This is a genomic window from Alicyclobacillus suci (assembly GCF_017329615.1).
GTDB classification, from domain to species: Bacteria; Bacillota; Bacilli; order Alicyclobacillales; family Alicyclobacillaceae; genus Alicyclobacillus; species Alicyclobacillus suci.
This window is the reverse complement of the sequence record NZ_JAFMTW010000057.1, coordinates 1-16813: the sequence shown is the minus strand read 5'-3', so window position 1 is coordinate 16813 and position 16813 is coordinate 1. Positions and strand designations below refer to the sequence as shown.

The 16813-nt window shown below is 52.3% G+C and carries 14 protein-coding genes and 1 pseudogene; 10 read left to right on the top strand and 5 right to left on the bottom strand.

Annotated elements, in window-relative coordinates:
• From J3482_RS17925 to J3482_RS17905, 5 genes are all read right to left on the bottom strand, one after another.
• Positions 1-343, bottom strand: a 343-nt coding sequence (locus J3482_RS17925; RefSeq protein ID WP_206922863.1) for a transposase, incomplete at its 3' end; no start/stop codon positions are given.
• A 127-nt stretch (positions 344-470) separates the two neighbouring features.
• Positions 471-626, bottom strand: a complete 156-nt coding sequence (locus J3482_RS17920; RefSeq protein WP_206922862.1) for a hypothetical protein — start codon at positions 624-626, stop codon at positions 471-473.
• A 44-nt stretch (positions 627-670) separates the two neighbouring features.
• Positions 671-2308, bottom strand: coding sequence for a thiamine pyrophosphate-binding protein (locus J3482_RS17915; protein ID WP_206919242.1), 1638 nt, complete (start codon positions 2306-2308; stop codon positions 671-673).
• Between the two features lie 413 nt (positions 2309-2721).
• A complete protein-coding gene (locus J3482_RS17910; RefSeq protein ID WP_021298459.1) occupies positions 2722-3369 on the bottom strand; it encodes a hypothetical protein in 648 nt (215 codons plus the stop codon).
• 34 nt (positions 3370-3403) lie between these two features.
• Positions 3404-4930, bottom strand: coding sequence for a peptidoglycan-binding protein (locus J3482_RS17905; protein WP_021298460.1), 1527 nt, complete (start codon positions 4928-4930; stop codon positions 3404-3406).
• Positions 4931-5227: 297 nt separating this feature from the next.
• On the opposite strand from J3482_RS17905, the gene J3482_RS17900 reads away from it, so the two are divergent.
• From J3482_RS17900 to J3482_RS17855, 10 genes and pseudogenes are all read left to right on the top strand, one after another.
• Positions 5228-5386 carry a spore coat associated protein CotJA gene (locus J3482_RS17900; RefSeq protein ID WP_236018367.1) on the top strand — a complete coding sequence of 53 codons (159 nt, stop codon included), beginning with the start codon at positions 5228-5230 and terminating at the stop codon, positions 5384-5386.
• Positions 5380-5640, top strand: a complete 261-nt coding sequence (locus J3482_RS17895) for a spore coat protein CotJB (protein ID WP_021298461.1) — start codon at positions 5380-5382, stop codon at positions 5638-5640. Before J3482_RS17900 ends, J3482_RS17895 begins: the two co-directional genes overlap by 7 nt.
• Before the next feature lie 37 nt (positions 5641-5677).
• Positions 5678-6246: pseudogene (locus tag J3482_RS17890) on the top strand (manganese catalase family protein).
• Positions 6247-6859: 613 nt separating this feature from the next.
• A complete protein-coding gene (locus J3482_RS17885; protein WP_206919490.1) occupies positions 6860-9097 on the top strand; it encodes a BglG family transcription antiterminator in 2238 nt (745 codons plus the stop codon).
• A gap of 52 nt (positions 9098-9149) precedes the next feature.
• Positions 9150-9419 (top strand): PTS sugar transporter subunit IIB, encoded by a 270-nt coding sequence (locus tag J3482_RS17880; RefSeq protein ID WP_021298464.1) that lies wholly within the window; start codon positions 9150-9152, stop codon positions 9417-9419.
• Positions 9420-9430: 11 nt separating this feature from the next.
• Complete coding sequence (gene ulaA, locus J3482_RS17875) at positions 9431-10807, top strand: PTS ascorbate transporter subunit IIC (protein WP_021298465.1); 1377 nt, start codon at positions 9431-9433, stop codon at positions 10805-10807.
• A 663-nt stretch (positions 10808-11470) separates the two neighbouring features.
• Positions 11471-12766 carry an MFS transporter gene (locus J3482_RS17870; RefSeq protein WP_021298466.1) on the top strand — a complete coding sequence of 432 codons (1296 nt, stop codon included), beginning with the start codon at positions 11471-11473 and terminating at the stop codon, positions 12764-12766.
• A gap of 90 nt (positions 12767-12856) precedes the next feature.
• Positions 12857-14041: an acyl-CoA dehydrogenase family protein gene (locus J3482_RS17865; RefSeq protein WP_206922861.1), complete on the top strand. Its 1185-nt coding sequence runs from the start codon at positions 12857-12859 to the stop codon at positions 14039-14041.
• Positions 14042-14073: 32 nt separating this feature from the next.
• Complete coding sequence (locus tag J3482_RS17860) at positions 14074-15462, top strand: LLM class flavin-dependent oxidoreductase (protein WP_206922860.1); 1389 nt, start codon at positions 14074-14076, stop codon at positions 15460-15462.
• A 19-nt stretch (positions 15463-15481) separates the two neighbouring features.
• Entirely contained in the window at positions 15482-16693 is a 1212-nt protein-coding gene (locus J3482_RS17855; protein ID WP_206919479.1) for an acyl-CoA dehydrogenase family protein, read from the top strand.
• The last annotated feature ends 120 nt before the right edge of the window (positions 16694-16813 follow it).

Genomic DNA, 16813 nt, shown 5'->3' with positions numbered 1-16813 from the left:
CAGCGAGACCCAACTCAACAACGGCTGAAAACACGCGACTCAGTGTGGAGACCGACGGGGCTGCTTCGTCGATTCGAAACCCACACTGGTAGCGAAAGCATATATCTCGCGCCAACCGTTCATGAAGCCTTGTGAACGTTGAGATTCCTTCAAGCGGAGCAGCCAGCAATGCACGCAGAATCGCTTCACGATTCATAGGTTTCGCGCCTTGGGGTGACTGTTTTCTCAATTTTGAAGCATAGGGTTGTAAATCCAAGACAGCAAAGAACAAGGGCAGACGATCGCTGGAGTCAATTTCTAACCAGTCTTCAAAGGAAAAGAGCGATGGTTGGAGAATATACATAGTGGGACTTCCCTCCTCGAAAATTTCTGGTTTGGGTTACTTGAAATTTTCTCGAAGGTTGGGGTGAAGTCCTTTTTCATGCCCTCAGAACCCTTGCCCTGCGGGAGTTTATAAATCTGCAAAACGCTCACTTTACAATGTCCAGCACTTCTGAATAAAAATTTAATTTCTGTAAAATCTCAGACGAAGTAAGTTGGTTTCGAAACACAGGCGTTTTGTCCTTCTCTGTACCGAATCCCTTCTCGTTAGGCGGTTGAGTCAATTTGGTTTGACGGTACTTCATGCATAGCGCTCCCCACGAGTGCAAAGGTCACTTTTGCACGCACGTTATATCGGAATCGTCAACGACCTGCTCAGGATTGGTGGAATCTCATGCGGATTGACCATGACCTCGATAAGCGTCGGCTCATTTGCCGCCAGGGCCTGCCGCACTGCTGTTTCAATATCTGACTCACTGTGACATACCGAAGTTTGCATACCCATCGATTTTCCAAACATCGCAGCATTCAGTGGGTGTTGATAAATCGATCCCACTGTTCTACCCGTATGATGGGATATCCCTTTATCCACCATATCCAATCGACCGTTGTTAAATACCACAAAAATCACCGCAGCCTCTTCATTGACGGCTGTCGATAGTTCAGTGCCGTGCATCATCAGGCAGCCATCGCCTGTCAAGCAAACGATTGTCCGTTCTGGCGCGGCTATTTTCGCGCCAATCGAATAGCCGATTGGATGTCCCATCGCGCCAAATACGTCATCGAAGATGAACGTCCCTGGCTCATACACATCATAGTGACGGATAGCGTAAAAGGTGTGACTTCCATCATCACCAAATAAAATGGCGTCCTGTGGCAATGCGCGGCGCAAAGCCTTGACCGCAGAGATGGCCGATAATCCATCGTCGTCAGTGGATGCGTGAATAGACGCATCGCGATGCACCTTGAGGGGGCTGTGCGTTTTTGGGGTAGCATTCGCCAGCTCTAGCAAACGGGCAAGATTTAACCGTGCATCCCCCGGGACGAAGACGGTAGGAACCGGGATAGCCTTTCCACTAAACGTCGGATCATAATCGAAGTGGACAATTTGTTGAGGATACGCTTCGACGGTTAACCCTGAGAGAGACATGTCACTGATTTTCGTTCCGACGGCAATCATCAAATCTGTTCCGGACCTTAAATAGTCTGCTGCCTCGTCGCTTCCACCGAGACCAAAGTTGCCAAGTGCTAATTCATGCGTGGAGGGGAATACACCCTTGCCGCCTGGCGTCGTGATGACAGGAATGCCCCAGTGCTCAGCGAGCAACCGAACTTCCTCGTAGGCTTTGGCCGAGTGAACGCCTTTGCCGAGCAACAACACCGGACGAGTTGCGCGATTGAAAAGCGGCAGAACATTGGATACATCGGCTGACACAACTTTAGGAATTTGCGGAAGCGGGATGGTGAATGGTTCGATATCGTCCAGGAGGACATCAAACGGCAGGCATAAGTGTACAGGGCCGCACGGACCTGTAAAAGCTTTTTCTAGCGCGTGCTTCAGATACAGATGAAGGACGTCGGGTCTGTCGACCCGGGCGCTAAATTTCGTCACTGGACGAAACATTTCAACCAAATCGGTACCGAACTGGGTCGAATCTTGACCAAGTGGCTTCCCTGATTCGCTGGCCGATGGTTGCCCTGTGAAAAACAGGACAGGAAGATGAAAGGCTTTCGCTTGCGCAGCGGATGTCAAGGCGTTCGTTCCGCCGGGACCAGAGGTGACGATGGCGATGCCAATCGTGTCGCGGAACATCGCGTAACCGGAGGCGGCGAAACCCGCGCCGGATTCATGCCTCGACAACACGAATTGAATCCCTTGGCTATCAATATCCAACATCAAGGGTGAAATAGACTTCCCGGGAATTCCAAATACATGGGTTACTCCCCATGTTGTGAAGTTATCGGCTAATACTTGGGATGCTCGCATGAAAATGTCCCCTTTCTAGGTTATCACCTATGAACCAGTCGATAGTTCTCTTGCTAACGATTCAGACATGATAGGGGCGGAGTGAATGAATTGGTTCAGCATTTAGAATTTGAAATAAAATGCAAAATATGATTTATATAATAGATTAAAATAATAATTGCGCAAGACTGCTAGGGAGAATTCGTCGGAAATGCAGTGATGGAAGATAGCGCCTTGAGTGTACTCCATGCGGTTGATTGGAACGGGATGAGGGGACGCGTGGATACAAGCGTGGGTTCGGTTCATGTCGTTACCCAGTGCTATCACAGCATGGCCATGCATCTGGGAAGGGGAAAATCCCCCATATAAATCCCCAGATGCAGTTCGCCATACGTGGATTGCAAGCATTCCAGTGTTACCTGCAAGATACGAGATTACTTGAGTGAGCCCGGTTGGAACGAGTTTGCGATATTCGTCACCACACTAGCGTATTGGCTCTTGTCTGACGCTGGATACTCCATGGTCAAGATGTAGACGCTCGTGGCGCCGACGTACACTTTGTCATAGAATATCTGATTCCCGTCCGTCCCAGATACGACACCCCAATTTTGATTCGTTTGTTGGTAGGTCGCTTGTTTTCCAGTTGTAAGGGAGGCTAATGTGCTTTTCACCGTATCGTTGTTGACGTTATATTGGCCATACGCGCGAACTTGCATGGCATTGTCCGGACTATTCCAGCTTTGGCCATCCCCATCTGCGGGCGGCGCCTGTTTGACAAATTGTTCTGGAACGCGCAGCGCGAATCCGTATCGACTATTTGTATAACTGACATATGTGCTATTTTCAGTGGAACTGTTTGCGTTTGTTGTGTTGTTTCCAGCGTTTGCCCCGGTGCCGTTGTTCGACGAAGCGGTCGAATTGTCGCTCGTCGAATTGGTGACGTTTGTCGAATTTGCCGCGTTTGCAGACGAACTCCCGCTAGTTGACTTCGCGGGCGGGTTCGCCGTCTCTGCGCCGCACCCTGTCGTGATGAGGAGTGCAAATGTCACACCTGCTGCTAACCACTTGTAATTTGTCTTCAATCTCTTGCCTCCTCGAACGTAGATAGGTTTCAATTTAGTGTTGGGCTGTCATCTTTGCAGTTGAGGTTGAAACGTACCCGGTCATCGGTGTTCCTGCTGCTTGTCCACTAGCATCGGACATTTGTGCAGATAACTGAATCTCATACATACCATTCGAGGCCTGCGTGCTATTTGCGACGACAAAATCTCCGGAGTGCAACGTCTCGATTTGTTGAGATTTGTCGCTGGAACTGTAGACCGGAATGGACGTGTTTGTGCTGGTTGGATTCGCAACCGTCAAACGGTAGACATTTGTCAGTTTCACGTATTGGGAATCGACCCAACCCTCGCCCGCAATATGATACCAGGGTACGACGTAGGCGCCAGCCATACCTTGTGCAATCTGGTCGATCTCGACACTACTCCCCGCAGGCACGGTTGGCGTCGAGGCTGTGTAAATATACTTGGTCCACATCGCGAAGCTCCACACGCCGTCTTGCTTTAGTCCGTGCTTTGCCTCAAATTTCTTGACGGCTGCCGCTGTGGCAGGTCCATACTGGCCATCGACGGTCAGGCCCGCGCCAATTTGTTGGTTCAGGTAACGTTGCACCTTCGACACACCAGAACCGGAACTCCCATTTTGCAACGGCCCAAAGAACATATCACTCATGCCATCACTGAGGCTTGAAAAATATGGAACGCCCCCGTAGTACGGGTTCTGCTGCGTGGTGCCTGCGGCACCGTTCACATAGTACACGGGCTCGGCGTTGCTCTTGGGTTGGGAGACGATAGCCGTTGATGGGTACTGCTGATACTGATTCACATTTCCACCTGCCGAGCTCGCCAACTCATTCATGAGCGAGCCAATACTCGACGCCCAGTTTGGATCCGTCGCGTAATGCACATTCATACCGGTCAGCGTCGGGGTCACGTACTCACTGGATCCTGGATTGAGGTAGTTGTTGCGGACCTCCCACGCCTGAAACATAATGGCGTAACTGTCGCTTGGGAACATGCCTGCGTCGTCCCCGGGGTTCGAATCATAAGCACCGTAGCCAAACAAGTTGTTTTTCGCCAACGCAATTTGGCTCTTCCCCCATGCACTCTCGAGAATCGCATGCGAGACAAGGTAGTTTGCATCCACGCCATATGTACTTTGCGCATTCATGAAAGATTGTCCCAGCCCATTCATGGGGGAACCGTTCTTACTTAAAAACGAGTTGATAGTTTTGGTATTGATGTCACTTGGTGCAGAGTAGCGCAAATCGACATTCGTGAATGAGGCGCCATGTGTCGCAGACTGTAACGCACTCCACGTCTGCGGACCAACAACGCCGTCCACCGTCAGCTTGTGCGCCTGTTGAAACGACTTGACCGCACTTAACGTCTTCGGTCCAAAGTCGCCATCAATCGGCCCCACAGAGTAACCGAGCGATTTTAAATCCTTTTGTAGTGTCGTCACCGCTGAGCCGACTGATCCATAGGAAATGGTCGGTTCGGTTTGCGCGTAAACCGCGACGGGCGCAGCGACGGTAAGCAACATGGGGACTGAACTGGCTGCAAGGAGTTTTTTGAAATTCATTTGAACCTCCGTATAGCAATGGGTTTCATAGAGTGAGTAGACAAAAGAGGGTGGACATCGTTTCCTTACATCGCGGGAATATAGCAACATTGCCATCGAACCGCCAATATGCACGGCTATTGGTATGGTAACCTATATTGCCCGCATTGGTCTAGATGTTTTCGTGACTTAAGGTTTTTTCGCAGACGGCGGACAGACTGCCTCATATATCTATATATATGTATCTATTTATGAGTTTCTATAAATATCTATATAGCTTCCGCGCCATTTCTAAGTCCGTTTCAACCGTGCCCTGCGTTGCCAAAGGCGTTCATCGTACCCCCTAACCAGTACATCACCTTTCAACCTTCAGGATTAGAGCAGTTTTCCTCAACGGATGCGCTCAAGCATGGCACCTTGTGGGCGCCGCTCTACAGTCCGTACAACGGTTTGTTGGAGGCGACAAAGAAATGGTGAATCCAATCGCGAACGATGCCTATTATCAATCTTTGCAGCAATTGCAATCGATTGATTTCGCGCTAGTCGAACTGAACCTCTATCTAGACACCCATCCAGAGGACAATCAAGCGATTCAACAATTCAACGAACTTCGGGCGCAGCGAGACACAATGGCGAAGGCGTTCGAGGGTCAATTTGGTCCACTGATGAACTACGGATCGACTACGAGTTCACAACTTTGGAACCGAGGCCCATGGCCCTGGCAGGTCTGAATACTCGCTTATTATCGGAGACGGATGGTGAAACATTGTGTGGAAATACGAGAAAAAGCTTCAGTATCCTGTGCGCGTGAGCAAATGTGATCCTCGCCTGGCAAAGTACTTGATTGAACAATACGGCGGGCCGACGGCGAGTTGTCGGCAGCGCTTCGATACTTGAACCAACGCTACACAATTCCGGACAAGGTCGTTGGACTGCTCAACGATATTGGCACGGAAGAATTCGCGCACCTAGAGATGATTGCGACGATGATATACAAGCTGACCAAGGATGCGACCCCCGAACAAATGCGCGAAGCGGGTCTGGGTGATCACTTTGTCGATCACGGCCCCTCCCTGTTTTACCACAACGCCGCAGGCGTTCCATGGACCGCGGCCTATATCCAGTCCAAGGGGGATCCGATTGCAGATCTCTACGAAGACATCGCCGCAGAGGAGAAAGCGCGCGCGACGTACCAGTGGCTGATTGAAATTACAGACGACGTGGACATCCAAGATAGCCTGAAGTTCCTGCGCGAACGCGAAGTGGTCCACTCCATTCGCTTCCGCGAGGCTGTCGAGATATTGAAAGAGTACAACGACAGCAAAAAGTTTTATTGAGGGCACCCTCGCACATTCGAGGAACCAGCTCCCTTGCAAGTCGTCAGGGAACTGGTGCTGTTGCTTTGTGGGGGGAATCTATGCGCCGGGGGGCGTCGAGTCCAGTGTGGCAGGTGCTTGGGAACGTAGGTGTCGAGGCCACTGCGATCGGTGCTTGGAACTTGGAACGTAGGTGTCGTGCCCAGACGGGGCTGTCTTATTAAGACATTCGCGCGCCGCTTGGGACCAATAAGACATCAAATCTGCACTAATGCTCGGGGTTTCGCCTTTATCCGGCGGATTTTGAGTAAATAAGGACTTTTTCGTGCCTTAAATACACGGAATCTACGTTATATTCGAAAATAAGGTAGATTTACTGCCCTATTCGCCGCCGGAGCCGGAACCACGCCGCCGCCCGTGCCTTCGCCCGCACCCCCCCTCGATCACGCCCCCACCCCATAATCAGCTGATATTTTCCGTTTCGCGTCATACGCTATACGGAAACCAATTGCGGATTTTCGTCGTTGATGTTTCTTGTGAACCGTAATATCATCGCGATGTAAGGGATTTCAAAAAATCTCGATAACCGCAACCGATTTCCACAATGACTGCAGAAACCGACTGCAGCAACTGAATGCAAAAGGAGGTGCATCCCATTCAGGCGCAGGACGTAAAGGATTTAAAGGATTTGAAGCCGCGAGCGATGCAAATTTTAGTGCGCTTACTGCAGCAAGCGCAGCCGGTGAAAACCGGGGAGTTGGCTGAACGCCATAAGTTGACGCCGAGAAGTATCCGATACGACCTTGATGAAATTGAGCAGGCCGTCCTGCCGCATGGAATTCATCTAGTGCGGCGTAGGTCGGGTGTTTGGCTGGAAGGTACACCTGACAAAAAACAAAAAATTCTGAACGAGTTGCGTGCGGCAAAGAGCATCCCTGTTGATCAAAGTACAGCAGACTTGCGCCTGTGCAAACTTCTCTCCGTTCTCCTGTTTGCCAACGAGCCAGTTCTCGTCAAACAGTTGGAAGATGTGCTCGAGGCGAGCCCTCGAACCATCTACAGCGACATGGATCGGGCAGAGGGATGGCTTGAGCGCACTGGTCTCCAATTGCTTCGCAAGAGGCACTATGGTGCGAGGGTGGAGGGACCGGAACTGTTGCGGAGGTACGGCGCTTTGCGACTGGCCCGCGAGTGGGGGCATCCGGAACGACCGAGTTCGGATAGGCCCGAACGCCCTTTGCAAATATCCGCGATGGATGCGTTTTTGCTTAGTCGGCTGTCGGATTCAGAGACTCTATCGCTGCTACAAAGTGGTCTCTGTGAAATCCGCAATCCGTGCCCATTGCGAGAGAAGAGCGATGAATGGATTCTGTTCCTCGCGATTCAGGTCGGACGCATCCAGCGTGGTTGGACAGTATCGCTTACCCGAACCCATATGAAGCAGGTCATGGACACCGCAGAATACGCCGATGCGAAAGAAGTTGCGGCTGTGCTGGCGACGATGTTTTCAGTGAGCTTTTCGGATGAAGAAATCGCCTGTATTGCCCTATATCTGCTTGGCGCCTTCTCACAAACGCAACTGGATGAGGAGACATTTCACACGGCGCTGTCGAATCCCCTGGTGGAAGACATCGTGACACAAATGCTCTTGACCGTCGACTCGACACTCGGGACGTTTTTGATGGAGGATACCGATCTCTTCCGAGGACTCGTCCTCCACGTCAAACCGATGGTCTATCGTCTCTTTTATGACATTCCAGTGCAGAACTATCTGATTGAGGACATCAGAGCGCAACACACCCTAGCGTACCAGGCGGCAGTGATCGCTTGCCGAAGTTTGGAAAACTTGTCCAGGAGGCCCGTCAGCGCTGCGGAAATTGGGTTTATTGCCTTGCATATTGGCGCTGCGCTCGAGCGGCGCCGAATCCATTCGCACTCGATGGAGCGACGAGTTCGTGTTCTGGTCGTCTGCGCCGGAGGGATTGGCACAGGAAAGATCCTTCAATCTCAAATCGAGGCGGCGAACGAGAATCTGCAAGTCGTCGGCACAGTCGATGTGAGCCGAGTTCAAGAAGCAGAAACACTCGGGGCTGATGTCATCATTTCTAGCTTGCCGCTGGACAACGCGCCGGTACCACACATCGTCGTCCATCCTCTGCTGCCTGCACACGACAAGCAGCGCATTTCCGAATGGCTGGCGCGCCTGCCTGGGTTGAACGCGCCGGTGGCGGAGACCGCCAAGTTGAGGAGGCCCATTCGCCAACTCATTGAGCAATCCTTTCAGATAATGCAGTCGGGCGCTGTCGATGTGGAGATCGACAATATGTTACAGCGGATTGCTCCGTATCTAGGCGGGACGCTGTGCGGTGCTCAGGGAAGCGGACAGTCGATTGACCTTACAGCAGGAAAGAAGGTGTACAGAATGATTGACTTGTTGACCGCCGGCTCCATTCGGGTCAAGTGTCTGGCGCACAGCAGGGATGAAGTGGTCCATCTCGCCGGGGAACTTCTCGTTGAGACCGGCGGGGCCGAGAAACGTTACGTGGATGCGATGAAACAGTCCATTGCAAAGAACGGCCCATATATGGTGATTGTTCCAGGCGTGGCGCTGTTGCACGCGCGTCCAGAGGATGGCGTGCAGCAGGTTTGTATGAGCCTTGTCACGCTAGAGGAAGCCATTCCTTTTGGGCATCCAGATAACGATCCGGTCGATATCGCCATCGCCTTCGGCGCCGTGGATCAACATCAGCACCTGGAGGCCATGGCAGATTTAATGCGACTGCTGGCGGACGAAGAAAGCATGAGAACGTTGCGCGCCGCGAGGACCGTCGATGAGGCACGTGCAGTACTTGCGAGTGTAACACGACAATAGCGCCGTGCTTGGATAAGCGATTATTTACCCCAATAACAGGAGGAAAAGAACCATGAAAATTCTAGCGGTTTGTGGCATGGGATTTGGAAGCAGTATGGTGTTGCGCATGACGATTGAGTCCGTGTTGCGCGAGTTGGGCATTACAGCGACGGTGGCTACCGCGGACATCGGGACAGCCAAGGCAGAAACCGCAGATATCATCGTAACATCATCCGAATTCGCAACGATGCTTGCAGACAAGAATGTGCCGGTCATTACCATCACGAACTACGTGGACAAGAATGAAATGAAGGAAAAATTGCAACCTGTCGTACAAAAATAGGAGGATGACGGATGATTGTTCTTCATTTTATCGTGAACGAAATTCTCAGCCAGCCGCCGCTCCTCGTAGGAATCATGGCGCTCATTGGGCTGATTGCGTTACGCAAGTCGGTTAGTGACACGGTTACGGGTACGCTGAAGGTGATCGTCGGATTTTTGATTTTGACAGGTGGCTCCAACATCATTAGTGGCGCACTCTCTCCGTTTGGGAATATGGTCCAGGCTGGGCTACACCTACACGGCGTCGTTCCCACCAATGAGGCCATTGTCGCGCTGGCACAGAAGTCGTTTGGCGCACAGACGGCCATTATTATGGCGCTTGGATTCGTGGTCAATCTCATTTTAGCCCGCATCACGCCAGCAAAGTTCATCTTCCTGACAGGGCATCATCTGTTCTTCATGGCGACCGTTTTAGCCGTAGTACTCGGAAGTGCTGGAATCACCGGCGCGAACGAGTCCATCATTGGTGGTATCTTGCTGGGTACGGTTGGAACGATTATGCCAGCTTTTGTTCATCCATTTATGAGGAAGGTCACCGGTGGCGCGGAGTTTGCACTGGGTCATTTTAATTCTCTTGGTTATATTATCTCGGCTGCCGTGGGCAAGGCGGTCGGGAAGAACAGTCGAACCACTGAAGAAATCAAGGTATCTCCAAAAGTCGGATTCCTTCGGGACTCCCTTGTGATGACGACGCTGACGATGATTATCATCTATGTGGTGCTGGCCGTCATTGCCGGTGCCGCATCCATTGTGAGTTACACGCAGGGGAGCAACTACGTGATGTTCGCGCTGACGCAAGGTCTCACATTTGGTGCAGGTATCGCTGTCGTGCTGATGGGTGTGCGGATGATTCTCGCGGAGATTGTCCCTGCATTCCAGGGCATCGCGCTAAAAATTGTGCCCAACGCACTCCCTGCGCTGGATTGTCCAACCACTTTCCCGTTTGCACCGACTGCAGTCATCGTTGGGTTTATCTCCAGTTTAATTGGTGGACTCATCGGTATGTTCCTGATGGGCCCATTGGGGCTTGCGCTGATTATTCCGGGCATGGTCCCGCATTTCTTTGATGGCGGAACCGCCGGCGTCTTTGGGAATGCCACTGGCGGACGTCGTGGCGCTGCGATTGGGTCGTTTATCAATGGTCTCTTGATTACCGTATTGCCAGCTTTGTTGCTGGCTTCCCTGGGGAAACTCGGGCTCGCGAATACGACTTTTGGAGATGCAGATTTCTGCTGGGTCGGGATTCTCACTGGGGGTATCGCCAAGACAGGTATCGCGGGGGCGTACATTCTAACTATTGTCGTTTCCGCTATCTTCGTGGCACTGGCGAGTCTGGTTACAGTCAAGGTCAATAAACGCTCGACACAAAGTGCATCTTTCACTGCGTAAATCAACCATTTGGGGCAGGCGTCGTGATGACGTCTGCCTTTTTCGTTTTTCTTACAACTGTTTACACCAATGAAACGCCAGTAAACGTGACCGGACCCACGACGTTCGCCGCATTGAGAAGTGCGTTCGTAAGTGAAGCTACTAATTGGTACGAGTGATAACCGGGGGCTACGTTGACATCTGCCGTTGTGAATGAGATGGTTTCGTTCTGAATAACCGTCAATGACTCTTGAGCCTCGTGGCCGTGGTGAATGTCCCCTTCTCACACAAGTTGCATGTCCGTCTATACATATGGGCGTATGCACGGAGATTTCGTTTCGAAATATATCGATAGATAATTATGGGGATACGTAAATACATGATTACATCATTATGTGTATATATCGCTTGAAACATGAACTGTCTCTGGATTCTAGCCCCCAGAACAGGTGATTGCCTACAACATGTCTCGAAGCGCGACTTCTGGTTGAGTGGACTGACAAAATCCCTGTTGACAAACCTGAATACTCAAAATAAAATGACCTCAACTTATACGTAAATGAATCGCGCGCTAAGGCCGACTGGACCACCAGAGGCACGGAGTTCAAAGACTCCGTGCCTTATTTTTTTGGAGAGAGGAATCCGGGTTTCGGCGCAGCAGAGCATGAAGAGAGAGGTGGATGAATGAGCGATATCGTCAAGCTGAAAGAAAACGTAATATACCGAATATTTGGTATGGACGGGAAGGTATTGTGGGGATTTGTCTCCGTATTCCTGTTTATGGTGGGAGATGGTGTCGAGCAGGCTTTCTTGTCGAAGTATATCGTCCAACTAGGGTTCTCTATTGAACAAAGTGCCACGGTCTTTAGCGTATATGGGATTACGCTCACCATTGCGTCATGGTTAGCGGGCGTATTGTCTCAAGTTTGGGGAACACGCCGTGTCATGTTCCTTGGTTTTGTGATATGGGTTGTGTTCGACGTTGGGTTCCTATTGGGACTTCACGATAAGAACTATGCCCTCATGTTGGTCATGTATGGGTTGAGGGGATTTGGTTATCCGCTATTTGCGTTCTCCTTCATCGTGTGGGTCACTTATCGATCTCAGCGAAGCAAGCTCGCTTCAGCGATGGGGTTGTTTTGGTTCATGTTCGCTGGGGGAATTGGGTTTGTCGGTTCTTATTACCCGAGCTTTACACTCTCGATTTTCGGCTACATGGGCACCCTGTGGAGCGCCATCGCCTGGATTCTCATCGGTGGCGTGTGGGGGCTGCTCTTGGTAAACGATCCGCCGGAGCGGACGCCACGCGCTTCGAAGCACGCCATTCGGGAATTTACAACTGGTGTCACCATCTTGTGGAGACAACCACGCGTGACGGTAGGTGGCATTGTGCGGACCATCAACACCGCTGCATGGTACGGACTGGTGGTCATCTTTCCAGTCTTTTTTACGACCTCCTTACATTTTACGACTTCCCAATGGTTGCAAATTTGGGGTGACCAATCGATCAGTAACATGGTGTTTAACATTATCTGGGGCATCGTTGGAGATAAAATTGGCTGGCGCAACGTCATCAAATGGTTTGGCGGGTTGGGGTGTGCGCTGACGACCCTACTGTATTACTACGGGCCCGTGGCGCTTCATCACAATTTTTGGATGACTGTGGTCATCGCTTGTTTGTTCGGTGCATGCGTGTCAGCATTCGTGCCGCTGTCCGCACTGATGCCGTACCTGGCGCCGAATGAGCGAGGCGCGGCGATGGGGGTACTGAATCTTGGTGCTGGATTGAGTAACTTTATCGGCCCCGTGCTCGTTGCGTTGTTCAACCAGATTTTTGGGCTAGTTGGTGTCGTGTGGGCGTTTGCAATTCTCTACGTCATCAGCAGTTTCCTCACGCACTTTTTTCTTCAGCCGACACGGGAAATGGCGCCAGCGGGCACCGGGTCCGCACAAAGAGATGTGGATTCGATTGTTACCTAGTTTCCTTCGCGTGGTAGTGTGCGCGGAGTGCGACAGGCGTTCAGACAGGCGTCCAGCAAAATGTGGTGTAGAGATGACAGGAGTGAGCGTATGACGATTTCGAGCGCAGTACAAGACGACATCTGGGTATCCGTACAAAGATTGGCCGAAGCGTTTGCTGTAGATGCAGTGGAGCGTGAACAAGCCGGAGGAAACGCGAAACGCCAGCGGGATATGCTTCGTGAAAGTGGTTTATTGACCCTTTTAATTCCCGAGCGGTATGGCGGAGGTGGAGAAACTTGGTCGACGGTGCTTCGCATCGTGCGGGAACTCGCAAAAGTTGACGGATCGCTCGCACATTTATACGGTTATCACTTTTTGCAATTGGTCGCGCCACACTTAGTCGGTACACCAGAGCAAAAACGGTATTTCTACACTGAATCCGCAAAGCACAATTGGTTTTGGGGCAATGCGTTTAATCCGCTCGATCAGAGGTTGCGCGGCAACAGGGAGGATGGCCGGGTTGTGCTCAACGGACGGAAATCGTTTTGCACAGGTGCGCAGGACTCCGACAGGCTGTTGGTGTCGTGGGTAGAAGGAGATGATCCAGCTGCGCTGTACACGGCGGTCATCCCAACTCGTCGTGAAGGTGTGTTGGTCCATGACGACTGGGACGGATTAGGCCAACGCCAAACCGACAGTGGGACTGTGGAATTCCAAGATGTCGTTGTCGAACCGCACGAGATCATCGCGGTTCCGCTGGCGAACAAATCACCGTTTTCGACCATTGACGCACCCTTGTCGCAGATGATTTTGGCGAACATCTTTGCCGGCAGTGCAACAGGCGCCTTAGAAGCGGCAAAAGAGTATACGCGAACCCAATCCCGTCCTTGGTATACCTCGGGTGTGAATGCTGCCCATCGCGATCCATATACCCTTCGCAAATATGGAGACATGTGGGTGGAACTGCAAGGAGCAACCAGTCTTCTCGATGCTGCTGGGCACTCGATTGATGCGGCATGGGAGAAAGAGTTCAGCTTGACGTCAGATGAGCGCGGGCGTGTCGCCGTACACACTGCCGCAGCCAACGCGCTCGCCAGCAAGGTTGCGCTGAATGTGACCAGCCAGGTGTTTGAGGTCATGGGGGCGCGTTCGGCAACGAAGAACCATGGATTTGATCGCTTTTGGCGGAATGTTCGGACGCACACCCTTCACAATCCAATCGATTACAAGTTTAAGAACATCGGAAATTGGTATGTGAACGATGAGCCGCCGAAACCCGGTTGGTACGCGTAATCTACGCCAGATTGGAACTGGGAGGGAGCGACATGGCGAAACGCCGCATGTACTTAAATGCCTTTGATATGAACTGCATCGGTCATCAGTCCCCAGGGTTGTGGACGCACCCAGAAGACCAGGCATATCGCTACACGGATATGGAATATTGGGTGGAACTCGCCCGCCTCCTAGAACGCGGCTGCTTTGACGCAGTATTTTTGGCAGACGTGCTTGGCGTCTACGACGTCTATCAAGGTTCACGCGATGCAGCGGTCCGCGATGCGGCCCAGGTGCCTGTCAATGACCCCATGTTGGTCGTCCCCTGCATGGCGCAAGTGACGAAACATCTCGGCTTCGGCGTCACAGCTTCGGTGAGCTACGAGCATCCATATACGTTTGCCAGAAGGATGTCGACTTTGGACCATTTGACCAAGGGGCGCGTGGGATGGAATATTGTCACTTCCTATCTCGATAGCGCAGCTCGCAACATTGGATTACACGAGCAAGTCAGTCATGACGAGCGGTACGACAGGGCTGAGGAATTCCTTGAAGTCTGCTACAAGCTCTGGGAGTCCAGTTGGGAGGATGATGCAGTCATTCGGGATAAGGCCAGTGGTATGTATACGAATCCAAGGAAAGTGCATGACATCGAACACCGCGGCAAGTACTCCTCGGTTCCAGGTATCCACTTATGTGAGCCGTCGCCGCAACGGACTCCTGTCCTCTATCAGGCGGGGACGTCGACACGCGGTCGGGCATTCGCTGCAAAGCATGCGGAATGCGTGTTTATCAGTGTGCCGACCGTGAATATTGCCAAAGTGTATGTTCGTGCGCTGCGTCAGGAGGCAGAGCGGATCGGGCGTGATCCACAGGAGATTCGCGTGTTGGCGCTATTCACGCCGATTGTCGGGCGCACCCAGGCGGAGGCCGAAGAGAAGTATGCCGAGTATAAAGCGCATGCGAGTTACGATGGCGCATTGTCCTTATTTGGCGGATGGACAGGGATTGACCTCTCCAACTATTCGCCAAACGAAAATTTGCGGTATGTGAAGAATCGTGCGGTCGAATCTGCAGTCGAAACTTTCACAAAGATTGATCCCGACAAGACATGGAACGTGGACGAGATTGCCGATTTTGTTGGGATAGGTGGCATTGGCCCTGTCGTTGTCGGCACCCCTGACACGATTGCAGATGCCATGGAATACTGGATGGACGAGGCAGGCGTCGATGGATTTAACATCGCGTACGCCGTGAGTCCCGGCACGTTTGTCGACTTTGTTGAAAGGGTGGTTCCCGTGCTGCAACGTCGGGGATTGGTCCGACATGCCTACGGCGGCACGACCCTCCGAGATAACTTGTCTGGACGGGGAAGTTTCCTCCTAGACGACCATCCTGCGCGGAAATATCGCAGTACGTACTGGATTCAACAGACGGTGTAAAGGGGGCACTTTCATTATCATGTCTTTTGACACAGCAAGGTCGCATACGTTGTCTACCCTTTCGCTCTCATATGTGCAAAGCAGCATTCGTGAACTGGTCGATCACGTCATCCGCCCGAACGCCACAACGATTGACCGGGAGGGCAGGTACCCGCGAGAAAATCTGAATGCGCTAGCGGAGGAGGGCTGGAACGGCATCTTACTTCCAACGGATTTGGGGGGGCTTGGGTTAAACTTTACCGCCTTTTCCACCGCCGTCCAGGAAATTGCACGCGCTTGTCCGTCTACTGCCCTCATTTACACCATGCATGTGGGCGCGGCCTATGCTATCTATCTCTATGGTAGCGAAGATCAGTGGGACAGATGGCTCCGACCCATCCGACACGGCAGCATCGGAACTTTCTCCACGAGCGAGCGGGTGACGGGTGGACACTATTGGCGAAACGAAAGTGAAGCAGTGCGGACGGCCAATGGCTATTTACTGAATGCCAACAAGTCGTTTACGACCAGTGGCGGCTATGCGGATTTCTACGTTGTGCAAACGAAGACGCCGAATGCAAAAGCGCCTGACGACCTGACCTATTTCATCGTCGACGGCCGACAAAATGGCATCACCGCGGGTGCGTGGGACGCACTTGGCGTCCGTGGTAATCATAGTGGATCGCTCCAGTTTATAGATGTTCATGTTGAGGAGCGGGATCGCCTTGGGAAAGAGGGCATCGGTCGAGACATCATTCAGAACGGCGTAACTTATCTCATCGGCTTGTCCGCGACCTGGGCTGGCACCGCATGGGGTATCTTAGATGAGGTGACTGATCATGTAAAACGTACATCCCACGCCCACGTGCAGAAGCAGTTAGCCGACTACCAAGTCATCCGCAGTCAACTTGCGGAGGCAAAAATTCTCCTCGAAAGCTCTCTCGCCTGGCAAGCGCAGTTAGCTTCGAAACTCGATGAGTGGCAGCAAAGTGGGCAGAAGTATGGCCCCAACGAATGGACGATGCCACTGACGGAACTCAAGGTCCACAATTCTGAAGTCGCGAATCGAGTGGCACAAATCGCGATGGACGTCAGCGGCGGCTACGGCTACAAGCGGGGGACTTTGGAACGGCTGTATCGCGACGCGCGGGCAGGTCTGGTGATGGGCCCGTCCAATCACTTGGCCCGGGAACTCATCGGCAAGCACATGCTCGGGCTGCCGCTAGAAATGTGGTACGAGGGCGGCGATTGAAGCCGCCCGGCGTGTGAGGCGGGGAGAAGCCGGGAGAAGCCGGGAGAAGCCGGGAGAAGCCGGGAGAAGCCGGGAGAAGCCGGGAGAAGCCGGGAGAAGCCGGGAGAAGCCGGGAGAAGC

Coding starts and splice junctions, on each gene's coding strand:
- J3482_RS17905 (WP_021298460.1), bottom strand. CDS start 4,930: ATGAATTTCAAAAAACTCCTTGCAGCCAGTTCAGTCCCCATGTTGCTT.
- J3482_RS17895 (WP_021298461.1), top strand. CDS start 5,380: ATGGTGAATCCAATCGCGAACGATGCCTATTATCAATCTTTGCAGCAA.
- ulaA (WP_021298465.1), top strand. CDS start 9,431: ATGATTGTTCTTCATTTTATCGTGAACGAAATTCTCAGCCAGCCGCCG.
- J3482_RS17885 (WP_206919490.1), top strand. CDS start 6,860: ATGCAAAAGGAGGTGCATCCCATTCAGGCGCAGGACGTAAAGGATTTA.
- J3482_RS17915 (WP_206919242.1), bottom strand. CDS start 2,308: ATGCGAGCATCCCAAGTATTAGCCGATAACTTCACAACATGGGGAGTA.
- J3482_RS17855 (WP_206919479.1), top strand. CDS start 15,482: ATGTCTTTTGACACAGCAAGGTCGCATACGTTGTCTACCCTTTCGCTC.
- J3482_RS17880 (WP_021298464.1), top strand. CDS start 9,150: ATGAAAATTCTAGCGGTTTGTGGCATGGGATTTGGAAGCAGTATGGTG.
- J3482_RS17920 (WP_206922862.1), bottom strand. CDS start 626: ATGAAGTACCGTCAAACCAAATTGACTCAACCGCCTAACGAGAAGGGA.
- J3482_RS17870 (WP_021298466.1), top strand. CDS start 11,471: ATGAGCGATATCGTCAAGCTGAAAGAAAACGTAATATACCGAATATTT.
- J3482_RS17865 (WP_206922861.1), top strand. CDS start 12,857: ATGACGATTTCGAGCGCAGTACAAGACGACATCTGGGTATCCGTACAA.
- J3482_RS17860 (WP_206922860.1), top strand. CDS start 14,074: ATGGCGAAACGCCGCATGTACTTAAATGCCTTTGATATGAACTGCATC.